The sequence below is a fragment of the Streptomyces sp. ATCC 21386 genome, assembly GCF_018728545.1.
In the GTDB taxonomy this organism is placed as follows: Bacteria; Actinomycetota; Actinomycetes; order Streptomycetales; family Streptomycetaceae; genus Streptomyces.
Genome location: NZ_JAAVVL010000001.1, coordinates 7,508,361 through 7,533,206, shown reverse-complemented (window position 1 = coordinate 7,533,206; position 24,846 = coordinate 7,508,361). Strand labels below are relative to the sequence as shown.

General features: G+C 68.7%; 22 protein-coding genes and 1 pseudogene. 15 read left to right on the top strand and 8 right to left on the bottom strand.

Annotated elements, in window-relative coordinates:
* Positions 1-77: 77 nt before the first annotated feature.
* The 10 genes from GWK25_RS32320 to GWK25_RS32275 all read left to right on the top strand — a co-directional run bounded on the left by GWK25_RS32320 (position 78) and on the right by GWK25_RS32275 (position 10,570).
* Positions 78-1,682 (top strand): ATP-binding cassette domain-containing protein, encoded by a 1,605-nt coding sequence (locus GWK25_RS32320; protein ID WP_215455106.1) that lies wholly within the window; start codon positions 78-80, stop codon positions 1,680-1,682.
* On the top strand, positions 1,679-2,878 hold the full coding sequence (locus GWK25_RS32315; protein WP_215455105.1) for an ABC transporter substrate-binding protein: 1,200 nt from the start codon (positions 1,679-1,681) through the stop codon (positions 2,876-2,878). Before GWK25_RS32320 ends, GWK25_RS32315 begins: the two co-directional genes overlap by 4 nt.
* A gap of 34 nt (positions 2,879-2,912) precedes the next feature.
* A complete protein-coding gene (locus GWK25_RS32310) occupies positions 2,913-3,776 on the top strand; it encodes a branched-chain amino acid ABC transporter permease (RefSeq protein ID WP_215455104.1) in 864 nt (287 codons plus the stop codon).
* A complete protein-coding gene (locus GWK25_RS32305; protein WP_215455103.1) occupies positions 3,773-4,807 on the top strand; it encodes a branched-chain amino acid ABC transporter permease in 1,035 nt (344 codons plus the stop codon). The genes GWK25_RS32310 and GWK25_RS32305 overlap by 4 nt, the downstream gene beginning before the upstream one ends.
* 342 nt (positions 4,808-5,149) lie before the next feature.
* Positions 5,150-5,950 (top strand): SDR family NAD(P)-dependent oxidoreductase, encoded by an 801-nt coding sequence (locus tag GWK25_RS32300; protein WP_215455102.1) that lies wholly within the window; start codon positions 5,150-5,152, stop codon positions 5,948-5,950.
* 37 nt (positions 5,951-5,987) lie between these two features.
* On the top strand, positions 5,988-6,479 hold the full coding sequence (locus GWK25_RS32295; RefSeq protein WP_308404367.1) for a VOC family protein: 492 nt from the start codon (positions 5,988-5,990) through the stop codon (positions 6,477-6,479).
* 41 nt (positions 6,480-6,520) lie between these two features.
* On the top strand, positions 6,521-8,203 hold the full coding sequence (locus tag GWK25_RS32290) for an FAD-dependent monooxygenase (RefSeq protein WP_215455100.1): 1,683 nt from the start codon (positions 6,521-6,523) through the stop codon (positions 8,201-8,203).
* Complete coding sequence (locus GWK25_RS32285; RefSeq protein ID WP_215455099.1) at positions 8,200-9,042, top strand: fumarylacetoacetate hydrolase family protein; 843 nt, start codon at positions 8,200-8,202, stop codon at positions 9,040-9,042. The genes GWK25_RS32290 and GWK25_RS32285 overlap by 4 nt, the downstream gene beginning before the upstream one ends.
* A 43-nt stretch (positions 9,043-9,085) precedes the next feature.
* Positions 9,086-9,874 carry an IclR family transcriptional regulator gene (locus GWK25_RS32280; RefSeq protein WP_215455098.1) on the top strand — a complete coding sequence of 263 codons (789 nt, stop codon included), beginning with the start codon at positions 9,086-9,088 and terminating at the stop codon, positions 9,872-9,874.
* Positions 9,875-9,976: 102 nt separating this feature from the next.
* Positions 9,977-10,570: a S8 family serine peptidase gene (locus GWK25_RS32275; protein WP_215455097.1), complete on the top strand. Its 594-nt coding sequence runs from the start codon at positions 9,977-9,979 to the stop codon at positions 10,568-10,570.
* A gap of 102 nt (positions 10,571-10,672) precedes the next feature.
* On the opposite strand, the gene GWK25_RS32270 is transcribed toward GWK25_RS32275, so the two are convergent.
* From GWK25_RS32270 to GWK25_RS32255, 4 genes are all read right to left on the bottom strand, one after another.
* Complete coding sequence (locus GWK25_RS32270) at positions 10,673-11,539, bottom strand: fumarylacetoacetate hydrolase family protein (protein WP_215455096.1); 867 nt, start codon at positions 11,537-11,539, stop codon at positions 10,673-10,675.
* Positions 11,536-12,711 (bottom strand): FAD-dependent monooxygenase, encoded by a 1,176-nt coding sequence (locus tag GWK25_RS32265; protein ID WP_215455095.1) that lies wholly within the window; start codon positions 12,709-12,711, stop codon positions 11,536-11,538. Before GWK25_RS32265 ends, GWK25_RS32270 begins: the two co-directional genes overlap by 4 nt.
* Positions 12,708-13,529, bottom strand: a complete 822-nt coding sequence (locus GWK25_RS32260; protein ID WP_251829132.1) for a cupin domain-containing protein — start codon at positions 13,527-13,529, stop codon at positions 12,708-12,710. The genes GWK25_RS32265 and GWK25_RS32260 overlap by 4 nt, the downstream gene beginning before the upstream one ends.
* 331 nt (positions 13,530-13,860) lie before the next feature.
* Complete coding sequence (locus tag GWK25_RS32255; protein WP_308404366.1) at positions 13,861-14,727, bottom strand: MarR family winged helix-turn-helix transcriptional regulator; 867 nt, start codon at positions 14,725-14,727, stop codon at positions 13,861-13,863.
* A gap of 556 nt (positions 14,728-15,283) precedes the next feature.
* On the opposite strand from GWK25_RS32255, the pseudogene GWK25_RS32250 reads away from it, so the two are divergent.
* The 5 genes and pseudogenes from GWK25_RS32250 to GWK25_RS32230 form a co-directional block, all read left to right on the top strand.
* A pseudogene (locus tag GWK25_RS32250) lies at positions 15,284-15,523 on the top strand (aldehyde dehydrogenase family protein); the annotation flags it as partial.
* Positions 15,520-15,963: a nuclear transport factor 2 family protein gene (locus tag GWK25_RS44870; RefSeq protein ID WP_215455091.1), complete on the top strand. Its 444-nt coding sequence runs from the start codon at positions 15,520-15,522 to the stop codon at positions 15,961-15,963. The pseudogene GWK25_RS32250 and the gene GWK25_RS44870, both read left to right, overlap by 4 nt.
* Positions 15,964-16,214: 251 nt before the next feature.
* The gene (locus GWK25_RS32240) at positions 16,215-17,429 is read left to right on the top strand and encodes an ImmA/IrrE family metallo-endopeptidase (RefSeq protein ID WP_215455090.1); all 1,215 of its coding nucleotides are present in this window, start codon (positions 16,215-16,217) and stop codon (positions 17,427-17,429) included.
* 14 nt (positions 17,430-17,443) lie between these two features.
* A complete protein-coding gene (locus GWK25_RS32235) occupies positions 17,444-18,049 on the top strand; it encodes a hypothetical protein (protein WP_215455089.1) in 606 nt (201 codons plus the stop codon).
* Positions 18,050-18,517: 468 nt separating this feature from the next.
* A complete protein-coding gene (locus tag GWK25_RS32230; protein ID WP_308404365.1) occupies positions 18,518-19,156 on the top strand; it encodes a restriction endonuclease in 639 nt (212 codons plus the stop codon).
* A gap of 29 nt (positions 19,157-19,185) precedes the next feature.
* Here the strand turns inward: GWK25_RS32230 and GWK25_RS43920 are convergent, their stop codons facing one another.
* From GWK25_RS43920 to GWK25_RS32215, 4 genes are all read right to left on the bottom strand, one after another.
* The gene (locus GWK25_RS43920) at positions 19,186-20,139 is read right to left on the bottom strand and encodes a DEAD/DEAH box helicase (protein WP_251830409.1); all 954 of its coding nucleotides are present in this window, start codon (positions 20,137-20,139) and stop codon (positions 19,186-19,188) included.
* Positions 20,140-22,917 carry a caspase family protein gene (locus GWK25_RS32225; protein ID WP_308404364.1) on the bottom strand — a complete coding sequence of 926 codons (2,778 nt, stop codon included), beginning with the start codon at positions 22,915-22,917 and terminating at the stop codon, positions 20,140-20,142.
* Positions 22,914-23,330, bottom strand: a complete 417-nt coding sequence (locus tag GWK25_RS32220; RefSeq protein WP_215455087.1) for a hypothetical protein — start codon at positions 23,328-23,330, stop codon at positions 22,914-22,916. Before GWK25_RS32220 ends, GWK25_RS32225 begins: the two co-directional genes overlap by 4 nt.
* A 132-nt stretch (positions 23,331-23,462) precedes the next feature.
* Positions 23,463-24,842, bottom strand: coding sequence for a hypothetical protein (locus GWK25_RS32215; RefSeq protein WP_215455086.1), 1,380 nt, complete (start codon positions 24,840-24,842; stop codon positions 23,463-23,465).
* Positions 24,843-24,846 lie beyond the last annotated feature (4 nt).

Here is a 24,846-nt window from a genome sequence, read left to right as displayed (position 1 = left end):
TTAGGACTGGTATTTCGATTGGGGGGACAGTAGCTTGCGTCCACACGTCGGTCAACGACATCGAAGGAGTCGCGAAGGTGAGTACTTCGGACACCGCCCTGACCGTGCGGGGACTGGGAAAGAACTTCGGCGGTGTGACGGCGCTCGAAGGTGTCGACCTCACCGTGCGCCGTGCCGAGGCCGTGGCGGTCATCGGGCCGAACGGGGCCGGAAAGAGCACCCTCCTCAAGCTGATCGCCGGGGTGCACCGGCGGGATTCGGGGAGCATCCATCTCGGAGATCACCGGCTGGACCGGTTGCCGCCGCACCGCATCGCCAGACTGGGCGTGGCTCTGGCCCACCAGGTCCCCAGGCCCTTCCACGGCCTGTCCGTCCGCGACAACGTGCGGATCGGGGCCATGGCTGCAGGGCCGCCCATGCGCGGGCCGGAAATCGCTGACCTGCTGGCCCTGTGCCGTCTGGACACCAAAGCCGCCCGTTCCGCGGACTCGCTGCGCGTCCTGGATCTGAAACGACTGGAGGTCGCACGGGCGCTGGCCACCCGGCCGCGGGTGCTCATGCTCGACGAGGTGGCCGCGGGGCTGGTGGGCCGCGAACTCGACGAGGCGATCGACCTGATTCGCCAGGTCCATGAGCGAGGCACCACCGTGATCCTCGTAGAGCACATCGAACGGGTCGTCCGCGAGATCGTCGACCGCGTTCTGGTGCTCAACTGGGGGCGTCCGATAGCGCACGGCACTCCGGCGCAGATTGCTGTCGACGAGCAGGTGCGCGCGGTCTACCTCGGCGACAGCTCTGCACCGGGCGGCAGCCCTACCGCCCGTTCTCAAGTCGATAGTCAGGACGCGTGGAGTGTAGAGCAGGACGCCGCGGTCACTGTCTCTCAGCGTGGCACCGACGACGTGCTGGTCCTGGACGGAGTCACCTCCGGATACGGCGACATGGTGGCCCTACGGGACTTCTCACTGCGCCTGGGGCGCGGACAGATCGTCACCGTGCTCGGGGCGAACGGCGCGGGGAAGTCCACGCTCTGCGGCACCCTCATGGGCACCGTCGCCACCCGTACCGGCCGCATCACGGCGTTCGGCCGGGACATCACCCGCCTGCCGGTGCACGAGCGGGCCCGCCTGGGCATCGCGTACTGCCAGGAGGGCCGCCGCGTCTTCGGCGATCTGACCGTCGCCGAGAACCTGCGACTCGGCGCCCCGCTCTCGCTGGCCGGGGGCGAGGTGCAAGGCCGGATGGAGCGGGTGCATACCGTGTTCCCCGTGCTCGCCGAACGCGCGGGGCAGCGCGCGGGCACGATGTCCGGCGGGCAGCAGCAGATGCTCGCCGTGGGACGCGCCCTCATGGCGGATCCGTCCGTGCTGATCTGTGACGAGATCTCGCTGGGCCTGGCCCCGGTCGCCGTCGACGCGTTGTACCGGGCACTCGCCGAGATCAACGCCCAGGGCGTGGCGATCCTGCTCGTCGAGCAGAACGTCAAGCGTGCCCTGGGCATCTGTGACCACGCGGTCGTCCTCTCTCGGGGACGCGTCTCCTACCGGGGCGGATCGGCCGGCCTGCTGGACGACGCGGACCTGGACGCCGCCTACTTCGGCACCGACACCACGGATGCCTCTGTCTCCACCGGAGCTTCGCACTCCGGCTCGCCCGCACGCACCACTGGAGAACCCTCATGAGAACAGTCAGACCGTCCCTGCGCCTGGCCTGCGCCACCGCCTGCGCCGCGTTGCTCGTCGCCGGCTGCGCCGGCAACGACACATCGAGCGCGAGCAGCGCGAGCAGCAGCGGCTCCATCGTGATCGGCACCAGCATCTCCCTGTCCGGCGCCACGGTGCTGACTTCGATCAAGGACGGCTACCAGCTCGCCGTCGACAAGGTGAACGCGGCCGGCGGAGTCGAGGTGGGCGGGGTCAAGCGCAAGATCAAGCTGGTCGTACTGGACAACCGGAGCGACACCAACACGATGGTGCAGCAGGTCCGCTCCCTGGTGCTCAGCGACCGCGCCGTCGCCCTGCTGGGCTCCTGCTGTCAGCAGAACATCGACATGCAGGGTCAGGCCGACGCGCTGAAGACCCCCCTGATCATGGGCGCCCTCCCGGTGGAACTGCTGCCCGAGGGCAAGGGCTATGCCTGGAACTCCTTCCAGTCCCTGGCTGACGGCGCCGACAAGTTCTACGAACTCGCCGCCACAGCGTCCACCAATAAGAAGATCCTCATGGTCAACACCAATGACGCCCAGGGCAAGGCCACCGGGCAGCTGTGGGGCGGGCTGGGCAAGAAGGCCGGTTTCACCGTCGCCTCCAGCAAGGCGGTGCCGGGCGGTACCACGGATTTCTCCGACGTCATCCAGTCCGGCAAGTCCACCGGTGCCCAGATACTTATCGTGAATATGACACCACCGGACTGCTTCGCCATGTGGAAGCAGATGAAGGCGCTGGCGTACAAGCCGAAGCTCGCCATCGGCCTGCAGTGCGCCCAGACCCCTGGCTGGAGTTCCCTGGGCTCGCTGGGCGACGGCACCCTCGTCCAGCTGAACTGGACGGACTCCGCGGGACTGCCGGACACCCGGATGATCGTCGACAAGTTCGCCGCGAAGTACCCCGCCCTCAACGATCTGGGCTCGGTCGCGCTCGGCTACCACGAGGCCGAACTCCTGATGAGCGCCATCTCCCGGTCCGGCGACGCCACCCCCGCCGCCATCAACAAAGCCCTCGCCACCACCGACATGTCGTCCGCTCTGGGCCCCGTGAAGTTCAAGGACAACAAGAGCACCACACCGTCCTTCATCGGGCAGTGGGAGAACGGCAAGATCCAGCAGGTCTGGCCGGCCAAGGGCGCCGTCCCCCTGAAGTCCCTCTCCGGCCTAACTTGAACCGTCCGCCGAAACGGCAGAAGGGAGTCGAGACATGAGCCTGGACGTGCTGGCCGCCGGCATTCTGGCCGGCGGTCTGTACGCCCTGATCGGCCTGGGGATCTCCCTGGTCTTCGGGGTGCTCGGACTGATGAACCTCGCTCACGGCGAACTCGTCATCGGCGGCGCCTACCTGGCCTCGCTGCTCGTGGTCGACGCCGGCTGGGATCCGCTCGCCGCGCTGCCGCTCGCCATGGCCACCATGGCGCTGATCGCCTACCCGCTGCAGCGCTATCTGCTCACGCCCCTGCTCAGGGACAGCAGGAGCGCCCCGCTGGTGGCCACCTTCGGCCTCGCACTGCTCGGGCAGGCGCTCTTCCAGGCCGCCTTCGGCACCCACCCCAAGGCACTGCCCGCCTCCTACGCCGACACCGGCCTGTCCGTGCTCGGTGTACGCGTCCAGACCGTCTACGTCATCGCCTTCGGGCTCGCCGTCGTGCTGTGCGCCGCGACCCACCTGGTGCTCACCAGGACACGGGCCGGCAGCGCGGTGCGGGCGGCCTCAGCCGATCCCGGCACCGCGGCGGTACTCGGAATCGACGTCAACCGCGTCTACGCCATGACCTTCGCCGGTGCGACGGCGCTCGCCGCGGCCGGCGGAGTGCTCACCGGCGTCGCGCAGAGCTTCACCCCCAGCAGCGGCCTGCCGCTGCTGCTCACCGGCTTCGCCGTGATGGCACTCGCGGGCATCGGCAGCGTGGGCGGCGTACTGGCGGCGGGCGTGGCGCTGGGCGTTCTCCAGTCCGTCAGCGTCGGCCTCTTCGGCGGCGGCTGGCGCGACGTGGTCGTCTACCTGGCCTTCTTCCTCGTCCTCGCGGTCCGCCCGCAGGGCCTGTTCCGAAAGGCGCATGCCGCATGACACCCACGCCCACCCTGCGGCGCTGGTGGCCCGCGCTCGCCCTGCTTCTCGCCACCCTGGTCTGCTTCGCGCTCGGCGGCGTGCTCGACCACGGGAGCCTCGACCTCGGCGTCACCCTGCTGTGCTACCTGGCCATCGCCCAGGCGTGGAACGTACTCGCCGGCTTCGGCGGCCTGGTCTCGCTGGGCGCCGCGGCCTTCGTCGCGACCGGCAGCTACGCAGCCGCGCTGCTGCTCGTCCACACCGGCCTGAGCTGGCCCCTGGCCGTAGTGGCGGCGCCGGTCGCCGCCATGCTGCTCGCCCTTGTGCTGTCCGCCGCGCTGCTGCGCCTGCGCGGCGACTACTTCGCCATCGGCACCCTGGCCATCGCCATCGCTCTCCAGGCACTGATCCGCAACTGGGACTGGGCGGGCGGTGCCAGTGGTGTCACCCTGCCCGTCGACTCCGTGCCCAGCGGCGGCAACCTGTTCCAACTCGCCGTGATCGTCGCGGCGTTGGCCATGGCCCTCACCCTGCACGCGCGGCACAGCGACTTCGGGCTCCGGCTGGCCGCGATCCGCGACAACGAACCGGCCGCCGCCGGACTCGGGGTCGCCGTCCGCCGCCACCAGCTCGCCGTGCTGCTCCCCTCCAGCGCGGTCACCGGACTGGCCGGGGCGGTGATCGCCTTCCAGTTCGTCGTCATCTCCCCGGACGGTGTGGCCGGCGTGTCCTGGAGCCTCAACGCCGTGCTGATGGCTGTGGTCGGTGGAACCGGCACCGTGCTGGGCCCGCTCCTGGGCGTGACCGTCGTCTATTACGGCCTCACCCGCGCACTGCAGGATGAGCAGACGCTTTCCCTGGTGATCGAGGGCGTCCTGCTGATCCTCATCGTTCGTTTCGCCCCGCAGGGCGTGTGGCCGATGTTGTGCAGGGTGGCCCGACGCCTGCTCGGCCGACGTTCCCCGAGCGGTCGGCCGACGGCCGACCGCGGTGACGAGGAAGAAACCGTCCCTTCGGGGACCGAGCCGCTCGCCGTGGACCTCGCTTGACCTTCTCCCCTTCGTGAACGAAGGGGATTCCTTCCCTCGCGGGTCGGGCTTTCTGCTTCACAGCCCGCAGCCACCTGGGGTTACCAGCAAGGGACGGTGTACCGCCCATGGTCTTACGCAAGCTCCACAGACCTGACTTCCCGCCAGCCCGGCGGTAGACCCGGACGGCTTGGTTATCGCCGACCGGGCACTGCCGACCTTATCACCCGATCAGCACTACTCCTGACGCTCGGTGACGAACGGTCTTTCGCCCTGGGGGCGAAACCCCGCTCCCTGCCCTGCTCCGCAGGAGTCCGTTTCCTCCCCCGCCTGAACGCGGGGGGTATCCACGGAGGAACCCCGATGAGTACCGCAGAGTTCACCGGTCGTACCGTCCTGATCACCGGGGGCGGCGGCGGAATCGGGTACGCCACCGCGGAGCTGCTGACCGAGCGCGGGGCCACCGTGGTCGCCTTGGGGCCGGACGATCCGGGTCTCGGGAAGGTCGCCGGTCTGCCCCGGACGACAGCCGTTCCGGGCGACGCCGCCGACGAGAACGACGTACGGCGCGCGGTCGGCACCGCGCTCCTGGACGGGGGGCGACTCGACGCCGTGGTGTGCTGCGCCGGCCTCGGTACCTTCGGCACGGTCCTGGACTCGGAGCCCGGCTGGCGGGACACGCTGCGGGCCAACCTGGACACCGCCTACGTGACGACCCGCAGCGCGCTGCCCGCGCTGATCGACACCGGCGGTGCCGTGGTGCTCGTGTCCTCGCTGGCGGGGACGCTCGCCGTGCCCGCCGCCGCCGCGTACACCACCTCCAAACACGCCCTCATCGGACTCACTCGGTCGTTGGCCGCCGACTTCGGACCCCTCGGGGTCCGCGCGAACGTGATCTGTCCCGGTGCCGTGCGCACCCCGATGCTCGACCGCGTGATGGACGAGCTCGGCTCCCGGTCCGGCCTGGACCGGGATACCGCCTACCGACGTGCCGGATCGCTGGTGCCGCTGCGCCGTGCAGCGGAACCGTCGGAGATCGCCGAGGTCATCGCGTTCCTCGCCGGGCCGCGCTCGGCGGTCGTCACCGGCGCCGTGCTCATGGCGGACTGTGGTGTCTCCGCGGTGGACCTGAGCCTGTCACCACTCGACCAGAATCCGTCCTGACAACAGACAATCCAGTCCTGAAAGGGAGATGCCGAAAGTGATCACTGGCCTCGGGCACACCGGTTTCTGGGTGTACGACCTGGAGCTGATGCGCGACTTCTACAGCCGCGTGATGGGGTTGACCGTCACCGACGAGGACGAGGAACGGGGGATCGTCTTCCTGTCCGCCCGCCCCGACGAGGAGCATCACGAGTTCGTGCTCCAGCGCGGTCGCACGGCACCCGACGGAGCGAAACTCACGCACCAGGTCTCCTGGCGAGTCGACTCCCTGGAGTCGGTCATCGACTTCCACCACCGCTTACGTGCCGAGGGCATCGAGGTCCAGCAGGAGGTCACCCACGGCAACGCGATCGGGATCTACTTCTTCGATCCGGAGGGCAACCGCAACGAGGTCTACCTGCGGCTGGAGCGGGACGTGCACCAGCCCTTCCGTAAAACGATCGACCTCGACCTGCCGCCCGAGGAGATCCTCGCCGAGTCCGAGCGGCTGCTGACCGAAGGAGGGCCCGCTTATCAGCCCGTCCAGTGAGTTCGCCGCCCCGTCCCGACGACCACAACGGAGCCCACTTGATGAGTGAACCGACATCGGGAACCAGCCCTCCACCGGGTCAGGCGCAGACCACCGCCGACCCCGCCGTGCTGATCGTCGGTGCGGGCCCCGTCGGCCTGACCGCGGCCCACCTGCTCGGCTCGCTGGGTGTACGGGTCCTGTTGGTCGAGCGCAACACCACCACCAGCGACGCGGCCAAGGCGATCAGCCTGGACGACGAGTCGCTGCGCACCCTGCAGTCCGCGGGCCTGTCCGCCGCGGTGTACCCGATCATCGTGCCCGGTACCGGCACGAGGTACTTCGGCGTGGGCGGCCGCCCGCTGGTGCACGCCCGAGGCAGCGGTGATCGGCGCTTCGGCCACCCCTTCAAGAACCCGTTCGCCCAGCCGGATCTGGAGCGGGTGCTCCAGGCAGAACTGGCCCGTCACCCGCACGTCGAGGCACGCTTCGGCACCCGGCTGGTGGGGCTGGCACAGCACGCCACCCATGTCCGCGTCTCGCTCAGCACCGGCGGTGCCGCCGAGGACCTGGAGGTCTCCTACGTACTCGGGTGTGACGGTGGACGCAGCACAGTGCGCCGGCTGCTGTCCGTTCCCATGCGGGGGCGCAGCTTCCCGGACGAGGTGTGGCTCGTGCTGGACACCCTGGATGACCCGCACCGCGAGCGATACGGCATGCACATCGGTGACCCCTCTCGCCCCACAGTGATCGTGCCCGGCCGCGACGGCCGCTGCCGCTACGAGTTCCTGCTGCGGCCGGGCGAGAGTGCGGCCGGTCAGGAGCCGCCGTTCGATCTCGTGCGTCGGCTCCTCCAGCCCTTTCGGGAGATCACTCCGAGGCAGATGGAGCGGGCCGTCGCCTACAGCTTCCACGCGCTGCTCGCCGAGCGACTGCGGGTGGGTCGTTGCTTCCTGCTGGGCGACGCCGCGCACATGATGCCGCCGTTCGCCGGACAGGGCCTCAACTCTGGCATCCGGGACGCTGCCAATCTGTGCTGGAAGCTGACGGAGGTTCTGAATGAGCGGGCTGACGACGCCCTCCTCGACACCTACGACGTGGAACGCCGACCGCACGCCCAAGCGGTGACCGACCTGTCCGTCCGGCTCGGCCGGACCGTCATGACCACCAGCCGCCCGCGTGCACACTTGCGGGATCTGTTGGTGCGCGCCGCACTGCTGACCGGCCCTGGACGCCGCTACCTCACCGAGATGCGCTACCGTCCGGACACCCGGGCACGGAGCGGAGCCGTCGTCCGGCCGGGCAAACGAGTTCACCCGCTCGTCGGCACGGTGCTTTCGCAGCCGCGCGTACTGCTCGGTCCCAGCTACCGACTCGTCCTCCTCGACGATGTCCTCGGCACTGGCTGGAGTCTCCTGGGCGTGGGCCTCACCGAGGCCGACTGGACCTCGGTCGGAGAAGTCGGCCTCCCGCCTGGCACCGAGATTGATGTGGTCATCGGTGACCTGGCACTCGACCGCGCCACCGAGCGGCCCGCGATCACGGATGCCGACGGTGGCCCCCGGTCCTTTCTTCAGGACCTGGCCGGGCACTTCGTACTCGTACGTCCCGACCGGGTGGTGGCCGCCGTCTTCCCTCCCGTCCAGGCGGGCCATGTCGAGGTGGAGCTACGGCGTTCTACCGGCGCCCGCGCCTCCCGCCCAGCCACCCCCGAGAGACCGCCATTCCAAGGAGTACGCCGATGAGGCTCAGCACGGTCCGTCTCCACGACGGGTACCGCACCACGACCGCCGCTCGTCAGGACGGCGACGATTTCGTCCTGCTTCCGTACACCGACGTCGGCACGCTGCTCGCCTCCGGAGCCGACTGGCGAGAACGAGCCGCCCGGGACGGGGACCGGATCCCGCAGGACAGGGTCTCCCTCGCTCCGATAGTCCCGCACCCGAACAAGATCGTCTGCCTGGGGCTGAACTACGCCACCCATATCAAGGAGATGGGTCGCCCGACCCCGGCGCACCCCACCCTCTTCGCCAAGTACGACGGCTCCCTGATCGGCGCCCGGGACGACGTTCACATGCCACCGGTCAGCGACGACCTCGACTGGGAGGCCGAACTCGGCGTCGTCATCGGCCTGGCAGGCCGCCATCTGTCGCGCGAGGAAGCACTGGAGCACGTCGCCGGGTACACGGTCGCCAACGACGTCACGGTCCGGGACTGGCAGCACCGCACCAGGGAGTTCCTCGCCGGCAAGACCTTCGAGGGCACCACTCCGGTAGGGCCCGTCCTCGTCACGCCGGACGAACTCCCCTCCGGCGCCTCCGGGCTGGCCATCGAGTGCGCCGTCGACGGCCAGACCATGCAGAAGTCCAACACCGCAGACCTGCTCTTCGACGTCGCCGACGTCATCGCCTACGTCAGCACCATCATCACGCTGCTGCCCGGCGACCTCATCCTCACCGGCACCCCCGGCGGCGTGGGCGCGGGCCGGGACCCCAAGGTGTTCCTGCGCCCCGGGCAGGAACTCGTGACGACCATCGAGGGCATCGGGGAACTGCGCAACACCGTCGTCAAGGACCATCGGTGACATGCCCCCCACCGACCCGCCCCCAGCCGCTAGAGTGTCCGGCATGTCAGGAACAGTGTCCCCCACCTACCGCGAGCGTAACTCCACGGCCGATCGGGCCCTCGACATCCTGACCATGTTCGACGACGACCAACTCGTCGTCTCCGGAACGGTCGTGGCGGAGCGGCTGGGTGTGGCCCGCTCCACCGCGTACCGCTACCTCCAGAGCCTGGTCGCCGGGCGTTTCCTCGAAGAGGCGCCCGGGGGCGGCTTCCGGCTCGGCCTGCGGGTCCTGGAGATCGCCCGGCTGGCCCGCCGCAGCTACGGCCTCTCCGAGGTCGCCCTGCCCTTGATGGAGGCACTCGCGGCCGAGGTGCAGGAGACCGTCCTGCTCACCCGCCGCGCCGGCGACCTCGTCGTCTGCGTCGACCGCGCGGAGAGCGAGTCCCGCGCGGTCCGCATCTCCTACGAACGCGGCAGCACCCTCCCCCTCAACGCCGGAGCTGCGGCTCTCGTTCTGCTGGCCTGGAGCCCCGAGGACGAGGCTCGCCGGCTGTTGGGGGCTGCCGAGCTACGCCGTTTCACTCCATCCACCCTCACCGATGTCGATGCGTTGATCGAACGTATGGGCCGCATCCGCAGACTCGGCTACTCCGTCACCCGCGGCGAACTCGACCTCGACGTCGTGGGTATCTCCGCGCCGATCCGGAGTCAAGGCGGACAGGTCGTGGCGGCGGTGAGCGTGGCGGCCTTGGCTTCCCGCCTCTACCCCGAGGCGGAGGCCGAGGTCGCCCAGAAGCTGCTGACCACAGCGGGGGAAATCAGCGAGCGCCTGGCCCTGGCCGCTGCCTGAGGCCGCATCGGTCGGCGCCGACGGCTCCGGCGGAATTGTTGAACTCCGTTGGTTTTACTGTGCCTTGGGAAACATAGGTATTGAGGTGGTCTGGGCCCGCGAGTGGCACCACCGCCTCCCCCCTCGGCCGCCGCCGAGGGCGCTCTCGCGGTCGGCGCGGCCGGCGGCGACGATCGGGTGGCGACCTTCTCCAGCCGGGGCCCCCTCTTCGGCGACTACACCGTCAAGCCCAATATCAAGACCCCGGGCGTCGCCGAGACGGCCGCCCGCGCCACGGGCACCTCGATCGACGCTGTCGACCGCGAGGGCCCGGTGGGACCGGTTGACGACCACTACACCCGCCGGTCCGGTACGTCGATGGCGGCACCCGCCGTCGACGGCGCCGCCGCCCTGGTCATGCAGGCCCACCCCGACGGGACGCCCCGGCAGGTGGCCCAGGCCCTGGTCTCCAGCGCCGGTGAGTCGGTGTACGACCAGGGCTCCGGCCTGGTCGACGCGGAGCGCGCCGTCGACCAGCCGGTGTCGGTCACCGCGACCGCCGCGGACTTCGGCCGCCTCACCTGGCCTCGCGGCCCCGGCATCGCCCGCGAGGTGGCCTTCTCCAACGCCTCGGACACCCCCGTCACCCTCGACCTCGCCCCGAGGTCGTCTCGACCCGCGGTGACCTGCCCTGCTGTGAAGAACGCCTCGAACTGACGCTTCGGATCCCAGATGACCCTGCCGCGGGGGCGTCGTGTACGCACCGGGCCACGGCGATGGCAGGCTTCCCATGTGTCGTGGCCTTGGAAAGCGCACCGATCATTTGCTGCGTGTAGGCGTCACCGTCTTCGGCGGTACGGGGCCGCGGTGTGCGCCCTTGGTGGGGCAGGGGACGGCGCCTTGCGTGCTCACCGTGGCTTCGAGGCGGCCGACGTGGCCGATATCGACCGTGATGCGGTCGCCCTCGGTGATGGTGCCGACGCCGGCCGGCGTTCCGGTGGTGATGATGTCGCCCGTGCGGAGGGTCATGACCGAGGACGCGTAGGCGATCAGCCGGGGAACGCTCCAGATGAGGTCCTTGATGTCGGCGTCCTGCCGCAGTTCGTCGCCGACCCAGGTGCGCAGGGTCAGTGACTCCAACGGGCCGACCTCGTCCGGGGTGACCAGGTAGGGGCCGACCGGGGTGAAGGTGTCGAAGGACTTGCGGGTGGAGCGGTCCTCGCCGCCGCGCATGGTGATGTCGAGCAGGCAGGTGTATCCGGCGACGTGCTTCAGGGCGTCGGCTACGGTGATGTCGCGTCCGGGTCGGCCGATGACGAGTGCCAGCTCGCCCTCCTGGTCGAAGCGCCGGTCGGTGTACGGCAGTCGGATTGTGCCCTGGTGGGCGAGGACCGACGACGGGGCCTTGAGGAAGATGCCGAGAGCGTCGATGTGGTAGGCCTCGTTCATCTCGGCCTGGTGGTCGCGGTAGTTGACCGGCGCAGCGATGATTTTCGACGGCTCGGGAACGACCGGCTGGAGAGTGACCTCTGCAAGGTGGAAAACGTCCGCACCACGCGGCGTTCCTTCCGGTATGGGATCGCCGAGCAGCGTCCGCAACGGCCTGCCGAGGTCCACGACGCGGTCGTCGTCGAGCCGTCCGGCCGTGGCGATGCCGTCCGGCCTGATGAAGCTGAGCAGTTTCATGCGGTGTCCTCAGAGGAAGCGGTGTAGAGCCAGTCGAGATCGGAGTAGTCGTCGGGCCGGCGCAACCGGAACACGCGGTTGCGCAGGGCGAGCAGTGTCGGCTCCTGGGTGTGCCAGAGGTTGCCCCACGGCCGGGCCACGGTCTGGCAGCGGGAGGCTCGGGCGATACGCCGTTCCTCGTACTGCTTCAGCGCCCGGTCCTGGGAGTGTTGATGGCCCGAGACGGCGTCGCCCAGCGCGACCGCGTCCTCCAGGGCCTGGCACGCGCCCTGCCCGAGGTACTGGAGCATGGCGTGTGCGGCGTCGCCGAGTAGCGCCGTGTGTGCCGTCGTCCAGGTCGGCAGCGGGTCCCGGTCGTACACAGGCCAGTCCCGGTGGGGATCGAGGAGCGCGACGTACTCGCGGACACTCGGGTGCGCGATGGCGAAGGCGGCGCGGAACTCCTCCGCATCGCCACGCGGCTCCCGTGCACCTGCGGGGCGCTCGTAGACGGCGACCTGGTTGTACAGCTCGCCGCGTCGCACGGGGTACTGCATCAGGTGGATGCCTGGGCCGATCCAGAGTGTCACGTCGTCGGGCGCCAGGCCCCTGCCGAGTTCTGACCGGTCGCTCGCGCCCCGGTAGGCGACATGACCGCTGAACCGGGGTGGGCTCGTGTCGATGAGGCGCCGCACCTGGGACCGGAGGCCGTCCGCCCCGACCAGGAGCTGTGTGGTCAGCACCTCGCCGTCGGAGAAGGTGACGTCGGCGTGCTCGTCCCGTTCACGCACGCTGGCGGCGGTGCGGCCGGTCCGCAGCTCGATGCCGGGTTCGGCCCGGCAGGCGTCGAGCAGGACGGACAGCACGTCGTGGCGGTGCGCGACGACGTACGGGTAGCCGTACCGGGCACGGAACGGGTGCCCGAGGTCGAGCACGGTGAGCTCATCGCCCGTGACGGCGTCGCGGATCACGGCGCGGGCGGGCAGTACGGCGGTTTCGAGAACCGGCCCGAGGACGCCGAGCCGGTCGAAGGCCCGCATCGCGTTCGGCCCCAGCTGGAGTCCGGCACCGATCTCGGCGAACTGCGGGGCCTGTTCCGTCAGCAGCGTCCGACGGCCGGCGCGGGCCAGGGCCAATGCCGCCGCGAGCCCCCCGATGCCGCCGCCGACGACCAGTGTGTCGTGCCCGCTCATGAGTCCACCTCCTCGGACCGGTGCAGGTGCAGGGCTTCCAGTACCGGACTGTCGCTGGTGGTGAACAGGTCCAGGCGGGTGCGCGCGTGCAGTTGGTGGGTGCACCAGGACGGGACGACGAACACGTCACCGGGAGACAGGTCGAACGACTCGCCGTCGAGCACGACCGTGCCGGACCCGTCGAGCACCGCTGTGACGCGGGTTCCGGTCTGGCGTTCCCGGCGCGTCGTCGTGCCCGGATTCACCCGCCGCATCTCACAGCGCATCGTTGGCATGACGTCGCGTTCGCGGGAGGGATCCTGGAACCGGACGGTGACGTCGTTTGTGTCCTCGACCTCCAGCAGGTCGTCCAACGCCGCATCGGTGTCCTGCCAGCGGTAGACCAACAGGGGGGAGTGCGGGGGCAGATCGGGTGTTCCGACGGGGGAGAGACCGGCTCCGGCACCCCAGCGGCGCTCGGCGGTCGAACGGGGGATGCCGGTCCGGTCCGCTTCGGAGTCGCCGCCCGGTTCGAAGAAGACCGCGTCGAGCGCCGCGACCACCGGAAGGTCGAGCACGTCCAGCCACATCATCGGCATGTCGCCGGGGTTGTGGTGTTCGTGGAAGGTCCATGACGGTGTCAGGACGAGATCTCCGCGGGCCATCGCGATCGGGTCGCCGTTCACGAGGGTGTACACGCCCTCCCCGTCGAGGACGAACCGTAGCGCGGCCGGTGTGTGCCGGTGCGCGGGTGCCGACTCGTGGGGCTGAAGGTACTGAACCGCCGCCCATAGCGTCGACGAGATGAACGGCGCGCCGTCCAAGCCTGGGTTGGCCATCGCCAGCACCCGCCGGTCGCCGCCCCGGTCGATCGGTACCAGATCACCGGCCCGGCGGCCGAGCTTGGCAAGGTCATCCGCACACCAACGATAGGGGATCGCCCGCACACGAGGTGTCGGAGTGAGCAGTCCGTGTAGTTCCCAAAGTGGCTGAAGTTGCTTGTCAGATAGCTCAGTGTAGAAGGCGTCGAGTGCTGGCTCGTCTGACCTGAACCGGGAAGTGGTCATCGTTCACCTCGCTAATCTTCCGTACACGTAGTATTAGCTTGCTGTGAATGGTCAAGGTGTGTCAACGGGTCCGGACAGACCGTCCAAATGTGGGGGCGAAGCTCTACGTGTGCCGCCTGGCGAACGCCACTTGCTGGAGGTGGCTGATGAACACAGATTGCTCGTCGGGTCCGAGCGGAGCCAGGACGTCGGACTGGACTGCTTTCACCGGCTCCGCGAGGGCGTGCAGCGCTGTCCTCGCCGGAGCGGTGAGCCGGACCTGGGTTCTTCGTCGGTCGTTCGCTGCGGTCTCCTTGGTAACCCATCCCTGGGCGCTGAGCCGGGCCACGATGTCGGCTGTGCTCGACGTGTCCAGAGAGGCGGCTTCGCCGATTCGGGACTGGTCGGCGGCGCCCAGCTGTGCGACCGCGGCGAGCAGGGCGTACTGCGGCCCTGTCACGTCGGGGACGGCGGCGCTCCAGAGTGCGGTGTGCACCTGTTGGGCGCGGCGGATCAGGTATCCGGGGGTGGTGCGCATGAGCAGTACGCCGTCCTCGTACTGCTGTCCGGCGATGTCGGCCTCCTTGATGCGTGCGACCCGCCCCAGTCGTTCGATGAACTCCCGGCGGTCGGAGTGACGAAGCGGGGTCAGGATGTCTTGTTGAACCGAGCGCGCAATCTCGGTGACCTCGGCCAATCGATCCAATGATCCGCTGGTGAGGGTCAACAGACGGCGCCGACCGTCATCCGGATGGCGCACCCGCCGCACCCACCCTTTCCCGACAAGTCGGCTCACAACTGCGGCGACGGTCGACTTGTCCAGCGAGGCCAGCTGCCCGGCGCGCCGCTGGTCGACGTCGTCCCATCCGGCGATCGCCACCAGCGTCGCGTACTGCGGTCCCGTGAGGCTGTCGATTCGTGAGCCCCACAGCTCGGTGTGTACCTGCTGCGCCAGGCGCAGAAGGTGCCCTGGGGCGGTCGTAGGCGACACGACGGGTACCGGCGCGGGCGCTCGCCGGACGGCGCCTCCAGGGTCGCGGAACCTCACCGCTCCCGCTGAAACCGACTCGACCACGTCCTCAGCTCCGTCCTGGTGGAAAACGTACACGGAGTATGTCGGGTTGGGAGTCGCATCCTTTCCATTGCGGACGCTGGCGCGCAGCTGGCACCTCGATACTCCGTGAACATACTAATGGCCAGGGGGCCTGTTGGGCGGCGATGTGGGCCACTGGTGCGGGACCTGAAGGACTGCTGAACCTGCTGCCGGCCGGAGTCACCATTGACGTCGCCACCAGTTCACGTCCTCCACGAAGCCCTCCGGCGATCCGACCAGCGTCCCGCCCATGCTGGGTACCGTGGCCCCGCTGCCTGACGACACCGCGTCCTCGTCACCTAACGCAACGTCGCCGCACCGGTTGCTCATGAGGCCGCGTCGAGCAGCTCGGCGCTCCCCTTGAGGGCGCACTCGTCCCAATCAGAGCCCTCGTCCTGGCAACAGGCCGTCGTACCGAGACTCGCCCGTCCGCCGTAGCCCCCTCGACAGCGAGGGCGAGGCCGTGGCCATCGCGAACGACAGCCCCTACGGCCTGGCCGGCGGCGTCTGGAGCGGCGCCCCGGACCGCGCCCTGGCGGTGGCCCGCCGCATCTGCACTGGGCAGGTCGACATCAACGGCGGTGCCTTCAACCCGGCCGCGCCCTTCGGCGGTTACAAGAAGTCCGGCCTGGGCGGGGAGTCCGGCACCCACGGCATCGACGACTTCACCGGGACCAAGGCGATCCAGCGATGAGCGGCACCACTCCCACCACTCACCTGGCGACGATCAGCCGCTACTACGACGGCTGCAGCACCGGCGACGCCGACCTGACGCGCACCACGCTCGCCGACGACGTCGTGCACTTCTTTCGCGCCCCCAACCCCGGCTCCCCGCCCGTGCGCGGCGGGGAGCACCTGGCTCACTACTGGCGCAAGGTGCGCCGTCTGATCGACGCCGTATGGGTCGTCGACCACATCCTCGACGGCGACGGCGAGGCCGTCATCGAGTGGACCATGTTCTGGACCCCGCAAGGTACCGGGCGCCGACCGGATCGACGAGATCCGCTCGTACTACCGCCAGCAAGACCACCAGGGTCCTCTGCACTCTGCCCTGGTCAGCGGAGTCATCCAGGGCAGGGGTCTCGGCCTGGCGCTCCTCCTGTCCCGCGGGTTGCGAAATCCGCGGGTACGTAGATCATCACATCGATTGGGTCGCGCGCGGTGAGCATGCTGCCGGCACGGCTTGGGCCTGGGCGTGCCGTGTGGTCTCACTCGGTGCGAGGAGTGGCCGTGGCCGCACTGGCGGGCGTCCAGTGCGTCACAGCACGCCCAGATTCGCAACCATTGCATAGGAGTAGTTGCGATGATGGGGATTGGTTGCGACACTGGTATCGGAGAGACTCACGGCGTGAGGGGAGGCGGCTATGCGAGGCGGACTGACAGGCATGGAAGCGCTGGGTTCGTTGCTTCCTGCGGAGTCCTTGACCCGGGCTGCAAGCCCTGCCGACGTCGGACACCGAGTCGGACAGGCCCGTACCCGCCGTGGACTGACGGGTGATGCCCTCGGTGCCCTCGTCGGGCTGGGTAAGGACCAAATCTCGAAGATCGAAAACGGTCGGCGCAAGATCGGTGTCCGGGAGCTGCCGAAGTTCGCGGAAGCCTTGGGCGTCTCGGTAGCCCATCTGCTCGGGCAGCCTTCCCGGCCGACCCTGGCCATGGCTCACCGGCTGGCAGGCGACACCAGCCCGGACGAGGACAGCAACGCCAAGCGCCGCGCCCTGCAGTTGCTTGAGGTCGAGGACGTTCTGACTCAGCGCGCGGCGCCGCCTCCCGCCTTGCCGACCGCAGCAGGGCAGCAGGTTTTCGACTACGCACGCAAGGAACTGTCCCAGCGTCCGCGCAACAAGGCCGAGGCCGAACGCCAGGGCAAACACCTGGCCGAGCAAATGAGACGCCAACTTGGCCTGGGGTCGCACGAGCTGGGTGACCTGCCCGGACTGATCGAGCGGCACTTCGGGGTCGACGTAGCGTTGTCTCCGCTCGGAACTCAGACGGATGGGCTATGCATCCATGGTGACGGTGTGGCGCTGATCGTGGCCAGCACTGACTTCTCCCAAGGTCATGTGCGGTTCACACTCGCTCACGAACTGGGCCATCACCTGCTCGGTGACCCTCGAGACGTCATCAACGAGGGCGAGCGGGACATGTTCGCGGACAATCTGCAAGAAAGGCGTGTCAACGCCTTTGCGGGCCACTTGCTGATGCCCGAGGAGGGCATTCGCGAGACCCTGAAATGGCTAAGTGCCGGACGTGTCACCGAGCGCAGCCTGGTTGCACTCATGGAGCAGTTCGGTGTCTCCCTGGCGGCCCTGGTCTACCAGCTCTGCGTCATGGGCTTGATCACCTACGATCAGAGCAAGCGCCTGCGCAGCCAGAGGGTGGGAGATCTCGTCACACGCCACGCCTCGGTGGCTCCCACTGGTGCGGGGATCACGGTTCGGCAGACAGTCCGCGCGCCCGAGCGTCTCTTGAGCGCCGCGGTAGACGCAGCCCGCAACCAGCACGTGGGCCTGGGCGTAGTGGCGACCTTGCTGCAACGCGAGGACGACGATGCTCTGTGGGATGCGGTGATGGAAGCTGACCCCGAGGTGCTCGTCTGACGCCGGCCAGCGCGGTGACGACTCCCGCGCCCGCAAAGCCTGCCCTGTGGTTCGTCGACACCTCCTCGCTGTTGTCTCTTGCCGCTGATGACAACTTGCGCCAGACGGTCCAGGGTGAACTGGTATCGCGGCGCCGCGTCTTGCTGGACGTCGTCGTCGACGAACTGGAACGCCTGGCAAGCCAGGGCCCGCCGGGCATCAAAGACCTGGCGGTAGCAGCGCTGGGGCAACTCGACTGGCTCGGCGAACCCGTAGACACCGACGAACTTGTCGCGGCGGAGCGGGTCGTGGAGATTCAGGACATCATGCGCAGCGGCAGGAGCCTGAGACATCCGGCGGAGCACTGGGCAGAGTCAGTGATCATGGCCATGGCCGAGCGGCTTCAGCAGATGGACCCGTACATGCTGTGCGAGGACTACAACGCACGCGTTGAATCACTCCACCACAACCTCACGCCCTTCAGCATCCACAAGCTGCTGGCTCGCATGGTCCAGGGTGATCGCCTCGCCGCTGACGAAGCGGTTATTTTCGCAGATGCTCTCCAGGCTGCTGAACGAGGGAAGGACTACACGGCCGCGGAGTTCATATCCGGCCGGTTGGGACGTGTGGGTCAGCCCTAGCCCGGGGAGCTGGACGGCCGCCGACCTCCCGCCGCCGACATCTGGTCGAGCACGCACACTCAGCGCCGTGGGCGGCTGGCGCATGTGAGATTGGGGGTGTGGTGACAGCCCAACCGGCTTACGGGGCGCATCGGGCTGGCGGACCAATGCGGCGGGCTGTCGTCTGCAGGCGGTGAGCGGTGCCTCGACATGGATGCGTCCTGCGTGGCCTGGAAGAGGCGCACAAGCCGTGGCGAGCGGGCGGGTGGATCGGTTAGGGGGCCAGGGCCCGCCTCTACGCTAGCGTGACCGTCCGAGTCCTGGGTCTGGCTAAGTCGAATCGGCCATGGCTGGCTTGCGCTCTTCCGGGCTTGTCCTGCCTTGCCGAGACTCTCGCTTCAGGAAGGTTCGGGGGAGGGCGAGATGGCTGTTCAACGTAGACGGAATCCGGCTCGTCGTCGTGGGCGGGCGACAGGAGCGAAGCCGATCGTGCTCGGTGGTGGCGGGCTGCTGATCGTGCTGATGGTGTTCTGGTCGGAGGTGTGGCCGTACGTCGTTGGGAGTGTGGTCCTTGGCGGTATCGGAGCCGCGGGCTGGTGGCTGTGGCGTACGGACCGGAGGGTGCGTGCTCGGGATCGCCGTTGGCGCCAGGACGAGGCGGTGAAAGCCGGTCGGCGGACCCTGGCCGAGGTGGATGCGATGACAGGCACCGAATTCGAGGAGCTGGTCGCCGACTTGTGCCGTAGGGACGGGTGTACGGAGGTCCGGCGGGTGGGTGGTTCGCACGACAACGGTGCTGATGTCGTCGGTCGCTTGCCGGATGGCCGGACGTTTGTGATCCAGTGCAAGCGGTACGTGCCCAGCAGCACCATCGCCAGCCGTGAGCTGCGTGATCTGCTGGGTGCCAAGGTCCACTTCCAGGCCGACGTGGCGGTGTTTGTGACGACCACCAGGTTCAGCCGTCCTTCCGAGAGGTTTGCCGTCGAGCACGGCATTCTGGCTGTGCACCGCGATCACCTCGGCTTGTGGAACAACGGAGCGTCGCTTCTGGCGCTGAGCCGTGTGAACGGTCGCGGCCAGGGAGACTCCCGTCACCGAGCGCGTTGGAAGCAGGCCTACGGGAAGTGACTGACCGGCGTCCAAGAGCCGTTCACTGGTCAGCGTGAGTTCGTGTCGTACAGTCGCCACGCCGGGTACCGCAGGGCATGACCGCTCTTTTCGCCGTTGTCCACGAGCCGACGGCGCTGCAGCATCAGGCGCAGGTGGCGGGCTTCGTCAGCGCCTTCGTCCGGCCCGCGGTCGAGCAGGACGGCCTGTGGACGGGCAGCGTCCTGGGTTCGTACCAGGACATCGACGGGGTGGCCGTGGACGCTCTCGCCGAGCGCCGCTGTTGTTCCCGGTTGTGTGGACATGACCTGGTAGAGGCGCTGCAGCAGGTCGTCTCCCGCATGGTCTTCGATGCGAGGCCCGGTCGTGGTGGCGGCGTTCAGGAGCTCGCTGGCGACACCGCCCCACCTGCGCCACAGGTTCATGTCGCCGACCACGATGAGGTGGCTGCGGGCGCGGGTGATGGCGACGTTCCAGAGGTTGAGCTGGCGGTGGACCCAGCCAATCGCGCTGTCGTGCATGCCTTCACCAGCGACGAGGGAGAAGACCATGACGTCGCGCTCACCGCCCTGGAAGGTGTGCACGGTGCCGACGCGCACGCGTTGCCGGCCGTATTGCCTCAGTTGTGCGCGAAGTTCGTCGGCTTGGGGCGTGAAGGGGGTGACCACGCCGATCGTGGCTTCGTCGGAGAGTTCCTCCAGCAGGGCACGCACGAAACTGTCCACCTGCCGGATCTCGTCGTGGTTCACCCAGGAGCCGCCGTACGGGGGCCGGGTGGCCCGTCCGGGAACGTGGGACCAGAAGATCGGTTGCCTGGGCAGGGACGGGCGGCCTCGGGTGTCGGTGAGGACCGTCAGCCCCTGGTCGTAGAAGAGTTCGTTGGACACGGCAGCGATGTCCGGGTGGCAGCGGAAGTGCTCGTCTAGGAGGAGGGTGCCTCCCGCGGAGCGCTCGGCGGCGTGGAATGCGGAGTGGCGGCGGTGGGCGAGCCGGTGCTTTTCCAGTCAGCCGGAGCGCAGGCCGGTCTTGCGGCGGATCAGAGCCTCGCGTTCCGGACTGATCTTGGCGATGTGCGGGAGCTGCATGGCGTCCCCGATGATCAGGGCTCGCCGCGCCCGGAACAGCAGCGGAAGCACGTGCGGGATGGCGCACTGGCTGGCTTCGTCGATGACGACCAGGTCGAACAGGACGGGACCGAGCGGGAAGCGCCGAGCGGAAAGGCTGGTGACCGCCCAGCTGGGTGCGGCAGGGAGCACTTCACGCACGGCGGCCCAGTCGGTGCGGTTGCTGTCTCTGGCGCTCAGAAGATTGCGGATGCGCTGACGGCCGGTCCGCGCGTTGTTCCGTACGGTGCTTTCCAGCAGGGTGCGCGAGGCGTTTTGTACGCCCGCTTCGGCAGCGCCGACCGTCGTAGCCAGCGCGGTGTCATCGACATGGGCGACCTGTGCGTATCCGTTGCGCCAGGCTCCTTCCGCAGCAGCGAAGTCGGCGAGAGCGAGGCAGCCTTCTGCCCGGTCCCCCTCGAAGGACTTGAGACCGATCTTGCTCAGGAAGCGGCCGCGCCGCCAGGTGCCGAAGAACCGGGCGTGGGCCAGACGCCGTGCCCGGCCCTCCAGCTGATTGAGGCTTGTTGCTTGTGACAGGACCTCGGCCAGTTCGGTTACGGCCCGGCCGAGTTGGGCGGCGCGTTCCTCACGCAGTTGGCCGGCTTGAAGCAGGTCCTTTTCGGTCGTGGTGACCTGGGCGAGGTCCTTCCGGACGCGGGTGAGTTGGCCGTGGGCGATGTCGACGTCCATGGCGGCCGTGGCCACGTTGGGGACGGGTTCCGGCGCGGTGCGCAGAGCGTCCAGGCCTGTGGCCTCGGTTTCGACGTAGTTCCCGGTCTTGGCCTTGGCCGAGCCGGTGCGTATGACACTGCCGGGTACGAGCGTGTCGCAGCGGCGCCAGACCTCGTCCACCGCCTCGTTGTTGTTGGAGGCCACGAGAACGGTTTGGCCGCTCGTCACCGCTGTGGCGACGAGGTTGGCCACGAGCTGGCTCTTTCCGGTGCCGGGCGGTCCGGTGGCGACGGTCAGCCGGCGGGTCATGGCCGAGCGCAGCACGGCGGCTTGGGCCTCGTTGCAGGGCAGTGGCGTGACCAGACGTGTCGGCTCTGGTTCCGACAGGGCCAGTGTGCGGGTGCGTTCCGCCGCGTGGGGCGAGAGGGCGGCGAGTGCTGTCGTCTGGATGCGGTCCGTCTGCTCCGTGATCCCGGCGAAGTCGTCCAGGAGCTTCTTCGTGTAGGCGGTGTCTGGCAGTGCTGTGAAGAGCACGGCGGTGTTGCGCGCGCCGTCGCCGGGCGTGTGAATGTCGATGCGGTCGGCGAGCTGATCGGGAAGGAGTTCCTGGACGCAGGGGATCTCGAACTCCTCCCGGAGGAGCTTGCTCGCTTCCACGGCCATGCGGTCGTGCTGGCCGCGATGCCAGGTCGGCTGGAAGGTGTCGGCGAGCTGGGCGGCCTCTTCGTCCCCCAGCCAGTCCCGCGCCAGTTGAGGGTGCGGCTGGACGGGACCGTAGGGCTTGAGCCGTACCCGGCCGTCTTCGGACACGACCTCCACGCGGCGGATCAGCAGGGGCGCGAATTTCGGGTGATACCAGGGGCGGCCGCCGCGTGGCCCGGTCAGGACCACGGCCGGGTAGCCAGCCCACAGTTCGGCCTCCTGCTCGACGGCCGACTCGATCAGCGCGTCTGCCTCCGTCGGGACGGGGATGCAGCCGTCGTCGTCGACATCGCCGGAGAGAAGTCGCTCCGAGCCGGAGAGGCAGATATGCGAAGTGCCGTGGTCGCTGACCGACATCAGCGGTGTCTCGGTCTCGTCCGACAGCACGCACTCGCGGTAGTAGTCCAGGAGCTGGTGCCACGTCGGCTGCGACGAGGCGGATTTGCGAGTAGGTGCCTGGGCCGATGGCTCGGAGGAAAGGGTGGGGCGACGGGTGAGCGGTGTGAGCAGCGGGGCCGCGCCGAACGGGCAGTCGGCGATGACGATGCGGTCGTCGACGCCATGCGCGAACTTGACCGGCACCTGGCGTGCACCCTGGGCGCGCATGCGGCGGTTGACGTAGTGGAAGAGGTCCTCCACCGACACGTCACCCTTACCGTCCTTGCTCACCTTGCCGGTGCGCAGGGCTTCGATGACCTCGGCGGTGAAGGCGGACGGCTGCGCCTCGCCTGTGCTGTCCGTGTCGGCGTACGAGTCCTCACCGGCCCGGGACGACGACAGCACGTACACGCCGCGGCTGGTGAGCAGGGGCTGCTCCTGCTCGACGGACTTCGCGACCGAGTCGGGCTGCCGATCAGAGGTGCGCAGGCCCACGGCGAAGCCGCCGCTGCGGCAGCAGTCGATCATTACGACCTTCTGCGGCGCCCAGCACTGCTCCAGCTGCTCGTTGACGAAACCCGCGCTCACGCCCGTTTCCGCGATCCGGTCGAAGTCGGTGTCGGTGGCGATGAAGTGGAACTCCCCGCCGTCCCGCACGAGTCGCGCGCCATGTCCGGACACGTACACCAGGGCCAGTTCGCCCTGCTCACAGGCTTCCAGGAACTCGCTGACGGCCTCCTGCATGTCGGCGGCGGTCAAGTTCTCCCGGGACGTGATGGAGACGAACCCGCCGATGTTGCGGTGTCTGAGGACCTGCTCCATGCCCCAGATGTCGGCCCGTGTGGAGGGCAGCGGGGGGAAGCGGCTGTCGTCGTAGTGCTCATTGCCGATCAGCAGGGCGCGGCGCCTGACAAGCCGGGTCACTCGCCGTCACCTTCCGGTCCGTTGGACGGGGCCTCACCCACCTTGTCCAGGAACTCGCGGACCACGCGCTCCTGAGCAGCATCCGGGCGGCCCGTGATGGAGACGGAATGACCGTCGTAGGTGACCTCGACCTTGCGGTGACGGTCCCTGGAGCACCATTCCTTGATCGCGGTGATCAGGACCTGGGAAGCGGGCCGGGCGACCGCGGTTGCGGTGGCAGCCCACAATGCCAACTCGCCGACGCCGGCGCCCTTGTGGCCGGGCTGGACTGCCGCGTCGTCTTCGGTGAAGCCGGCGACCACACCCTCCGTTTCGTGCAGGGCCGCGTACAGATCGCGTGTGAGACGTTCCTGCCGTAGAGCGTCCCCGCCGGACGGCACCACGAGCTGCCACCGGCGTCCCCCGTCCTGCATGCACCACTCCCTGCTATCGGGTCGTCACGTGGGATGACTTTGGCATGAAGGTGCCCCTGGAAACAGCTCGATGGGTATCCGGAGGGGCACCATTCAGCCAGCCGGGAGTGCAGCACCCGCTGTCGGCTCGGATCAGAGTGCGCGGAGGCTGCGGCGTTTGCGGGGCGGCTCGGGCAGCAGCCGCATGGCCATGATGGAACCGTCCTCGCGCAGCGAAATGGGCCCGTCCCAGTCGTCCTGGCGGAGGACAGACTTCCTCCTCGATCGCAGAGCGTGTGCCTGGCGTCGGTACTCCTCCACCTGCCCATCTCGCAGGTGATCGAAGAGGCTTGCCTCGAGACCGGAGAATGCCTCCACCCGCGTGCCGTTCAACCGGAAGACGTGATCTGTACCGACAAAGGTCATCCCGCCGATCTCGTGATCGATGTCCTGCACGATTCCCGTACCGGCATGCGTGAAGCCCTTGAAGTGCCGCTTCCCCTGCCGCTCCGTCAGGTACTGCGCGGTTGGTTCACCGCCGCCGGTGAAACCCATCAGCCCCGCTGCCCCTGCCCGCGCGAGCGCCCGGCGGAACCACGGGTACTGATCCGGCAACACCTGGAAGCCGCTCAGGCGTTGCTCGTCCTCGCCGTCAGTGCCCGGGATGCGGACGTCGGGGTAGATGTTCAGGTCCTCCAGCTCGCGATCCGCGTCCAGGACGTCCGGTGGCATGGGCAGGGAGCCGTCACCGGGGGCATGTAGCACGTGGATGATGATGCCGCCCTGGCCGAGCAGCTCCGTCGACGTCACCAGGGTCGGCGTCTGATCCCAGGGGCCGATGTGTACCGCCTCGACCTGCGCTGAGTCAGCGGCCAGTTGGGTGTGCGCGTAAGAGCCCTTCGCATGGGTCCCCTTGCACGCGAGAGGGACGACCTTCGACGGCTCGCCAGGCTTCCACGCCTCCAGGAGGAAGTCGGGGCGCAGCTTCACCCAGTCCCGTCGCTTGACGTCCTTGCCCACCAACGCCCAGCCCGCCTGCAGGGCGATGTCCGCGTCCACGACCGAGATCAAGTGGTCTGGGTACCGCTTCTTGAGCGCTCGCTCGGCGACGGCGAGCGCGAATCCGATGCCCAACTCGCCGGACTGCACGGTCTTGTAGTGGCGCCTGGGGTTCAACCCTTCCTCCGACAGCGCCATATACCGACCAGGGCTGCCGTCCAGTGCCTGGCAGTACTTCAGACAACCCCAGTGCTCAGCCAGCCCACGCCCGGCTCCCTGCCGGGACAGCACAGCGGCACGCCCCAGCGCGTGCAGCACGTCCCAGGGCGTGAACCTGACCGACGGGCCGACCTCGGTGGCCGGCAACGCCCTCAACCCCGGCTTCCGCCGAAGCGGTTCGCGCCCGTCCTCCCGTCGTTCCTTGTCGTCCTTCGCGGCGGCATCGGCAACGGCTCCCGCCAACGCGCTGGTCGAGTCGATCTGCACATTCCAGGCTTGCACGAGCTCCTTGAGCACCTGTGCTGCTTCTGCCACGGCT

Excerpts from the sequence above, each read along its gene's own strand:
- GWK25_RS32265 (WP_215455095.1), bottom strand. The coding sequence starts at position 12,711 with ATGAGCGGGCACGACACACTGGTCGTCGGCGGCGGCATCGGGGGGCTC.
- GWK25_RS32310 (WP_215455104.1), top strand. The coding sequence starts at position 2,913 with ATGAGCCTGGACGTGCTGGCCGCCGGCATTCTGGCCGGCGGTCTGTAC.
- GWK25_RS32315 (WP_215455105.1), top strand. The coding sequence starts at position 1,679 with ATGAGAACAGTCAGACCGTCCCTGCGCCTGGCCTGCGCCACCGCCTGC.
- GWK25_RS32300 (WP_215455102.1), top strand. The coding sequence starts at position 5,150 with ATGAGTACCGCAGAGTTCACCGGTCGTACCGTCCTGATCACCGGGGGC.
- GWK25_RS32270 (WP_215455096.1), bottom strand. The coding sequence starts at position 11,539 with ATGAAACTGCTCAGCTTCATCAGGCCGGACGGCATCGCCACGGCCGGA.
- GWK25_RS32260 (WP_251829132.1), bottom strand. The coding sequence starts at position 13,529 with ATGGCCAACCCAGGCTTGGACGGCGCGCCGTTCATCTCGTCGACGCTA.
- GWK25_RS32280 (WP_215455098.1), top strand. The coding sequence starts at position 9,086 with ATGTCAGGAACAGTGTCCCCCACCTACCGCGAGCGTAACTCCACGGCC.
- GWK25_RS32285 (WP_215455099.1), top strand. The coding sequence starts at position 8,200 with ATGAGGCTCAGCACGGTCCGTCTCCACGACGGGTACCGCACCACGACC.
- GWK25_RS44870 (WP_215455091.1), top strand. The coding sequence starts at position 15,520 with ATGAGCGGCACCACTCCCACCACTCACCTGGCGACGATCAGCCGCTAC.
- GWK25_RS32290 (WP_215455100.1), top strand. The coding sequence starts at position 6,521 with ATGAGTGAACCGACATCGGGAACCAGCCCTCCACCGGGTCAGGCGCAG.
- GWK25_RS32240 (WP_215455090.1), top strand. The coding sequence starts at position 16,215 with ATGGAAGCGCTGGGTTCGTTGCTTCCTGCGGAGTCCTTGACCCGGGCT.
- GWK25_RS32305 (WP_215455103.1), top strand. The coding sequence starts at position 3,773 with ATGACACCCACGCCCACCCTGCGGCGCTGGTGGCCCGCGCTCGCCCTG.
- GWK25_RS32220 (WP_215455087.1), bottom strand. The coding sequence starts at position 23,330 with ATGCAGGACGGGGGACGCCGGTGGCAGCTCGTGGTGCCGTCCGGCGGG.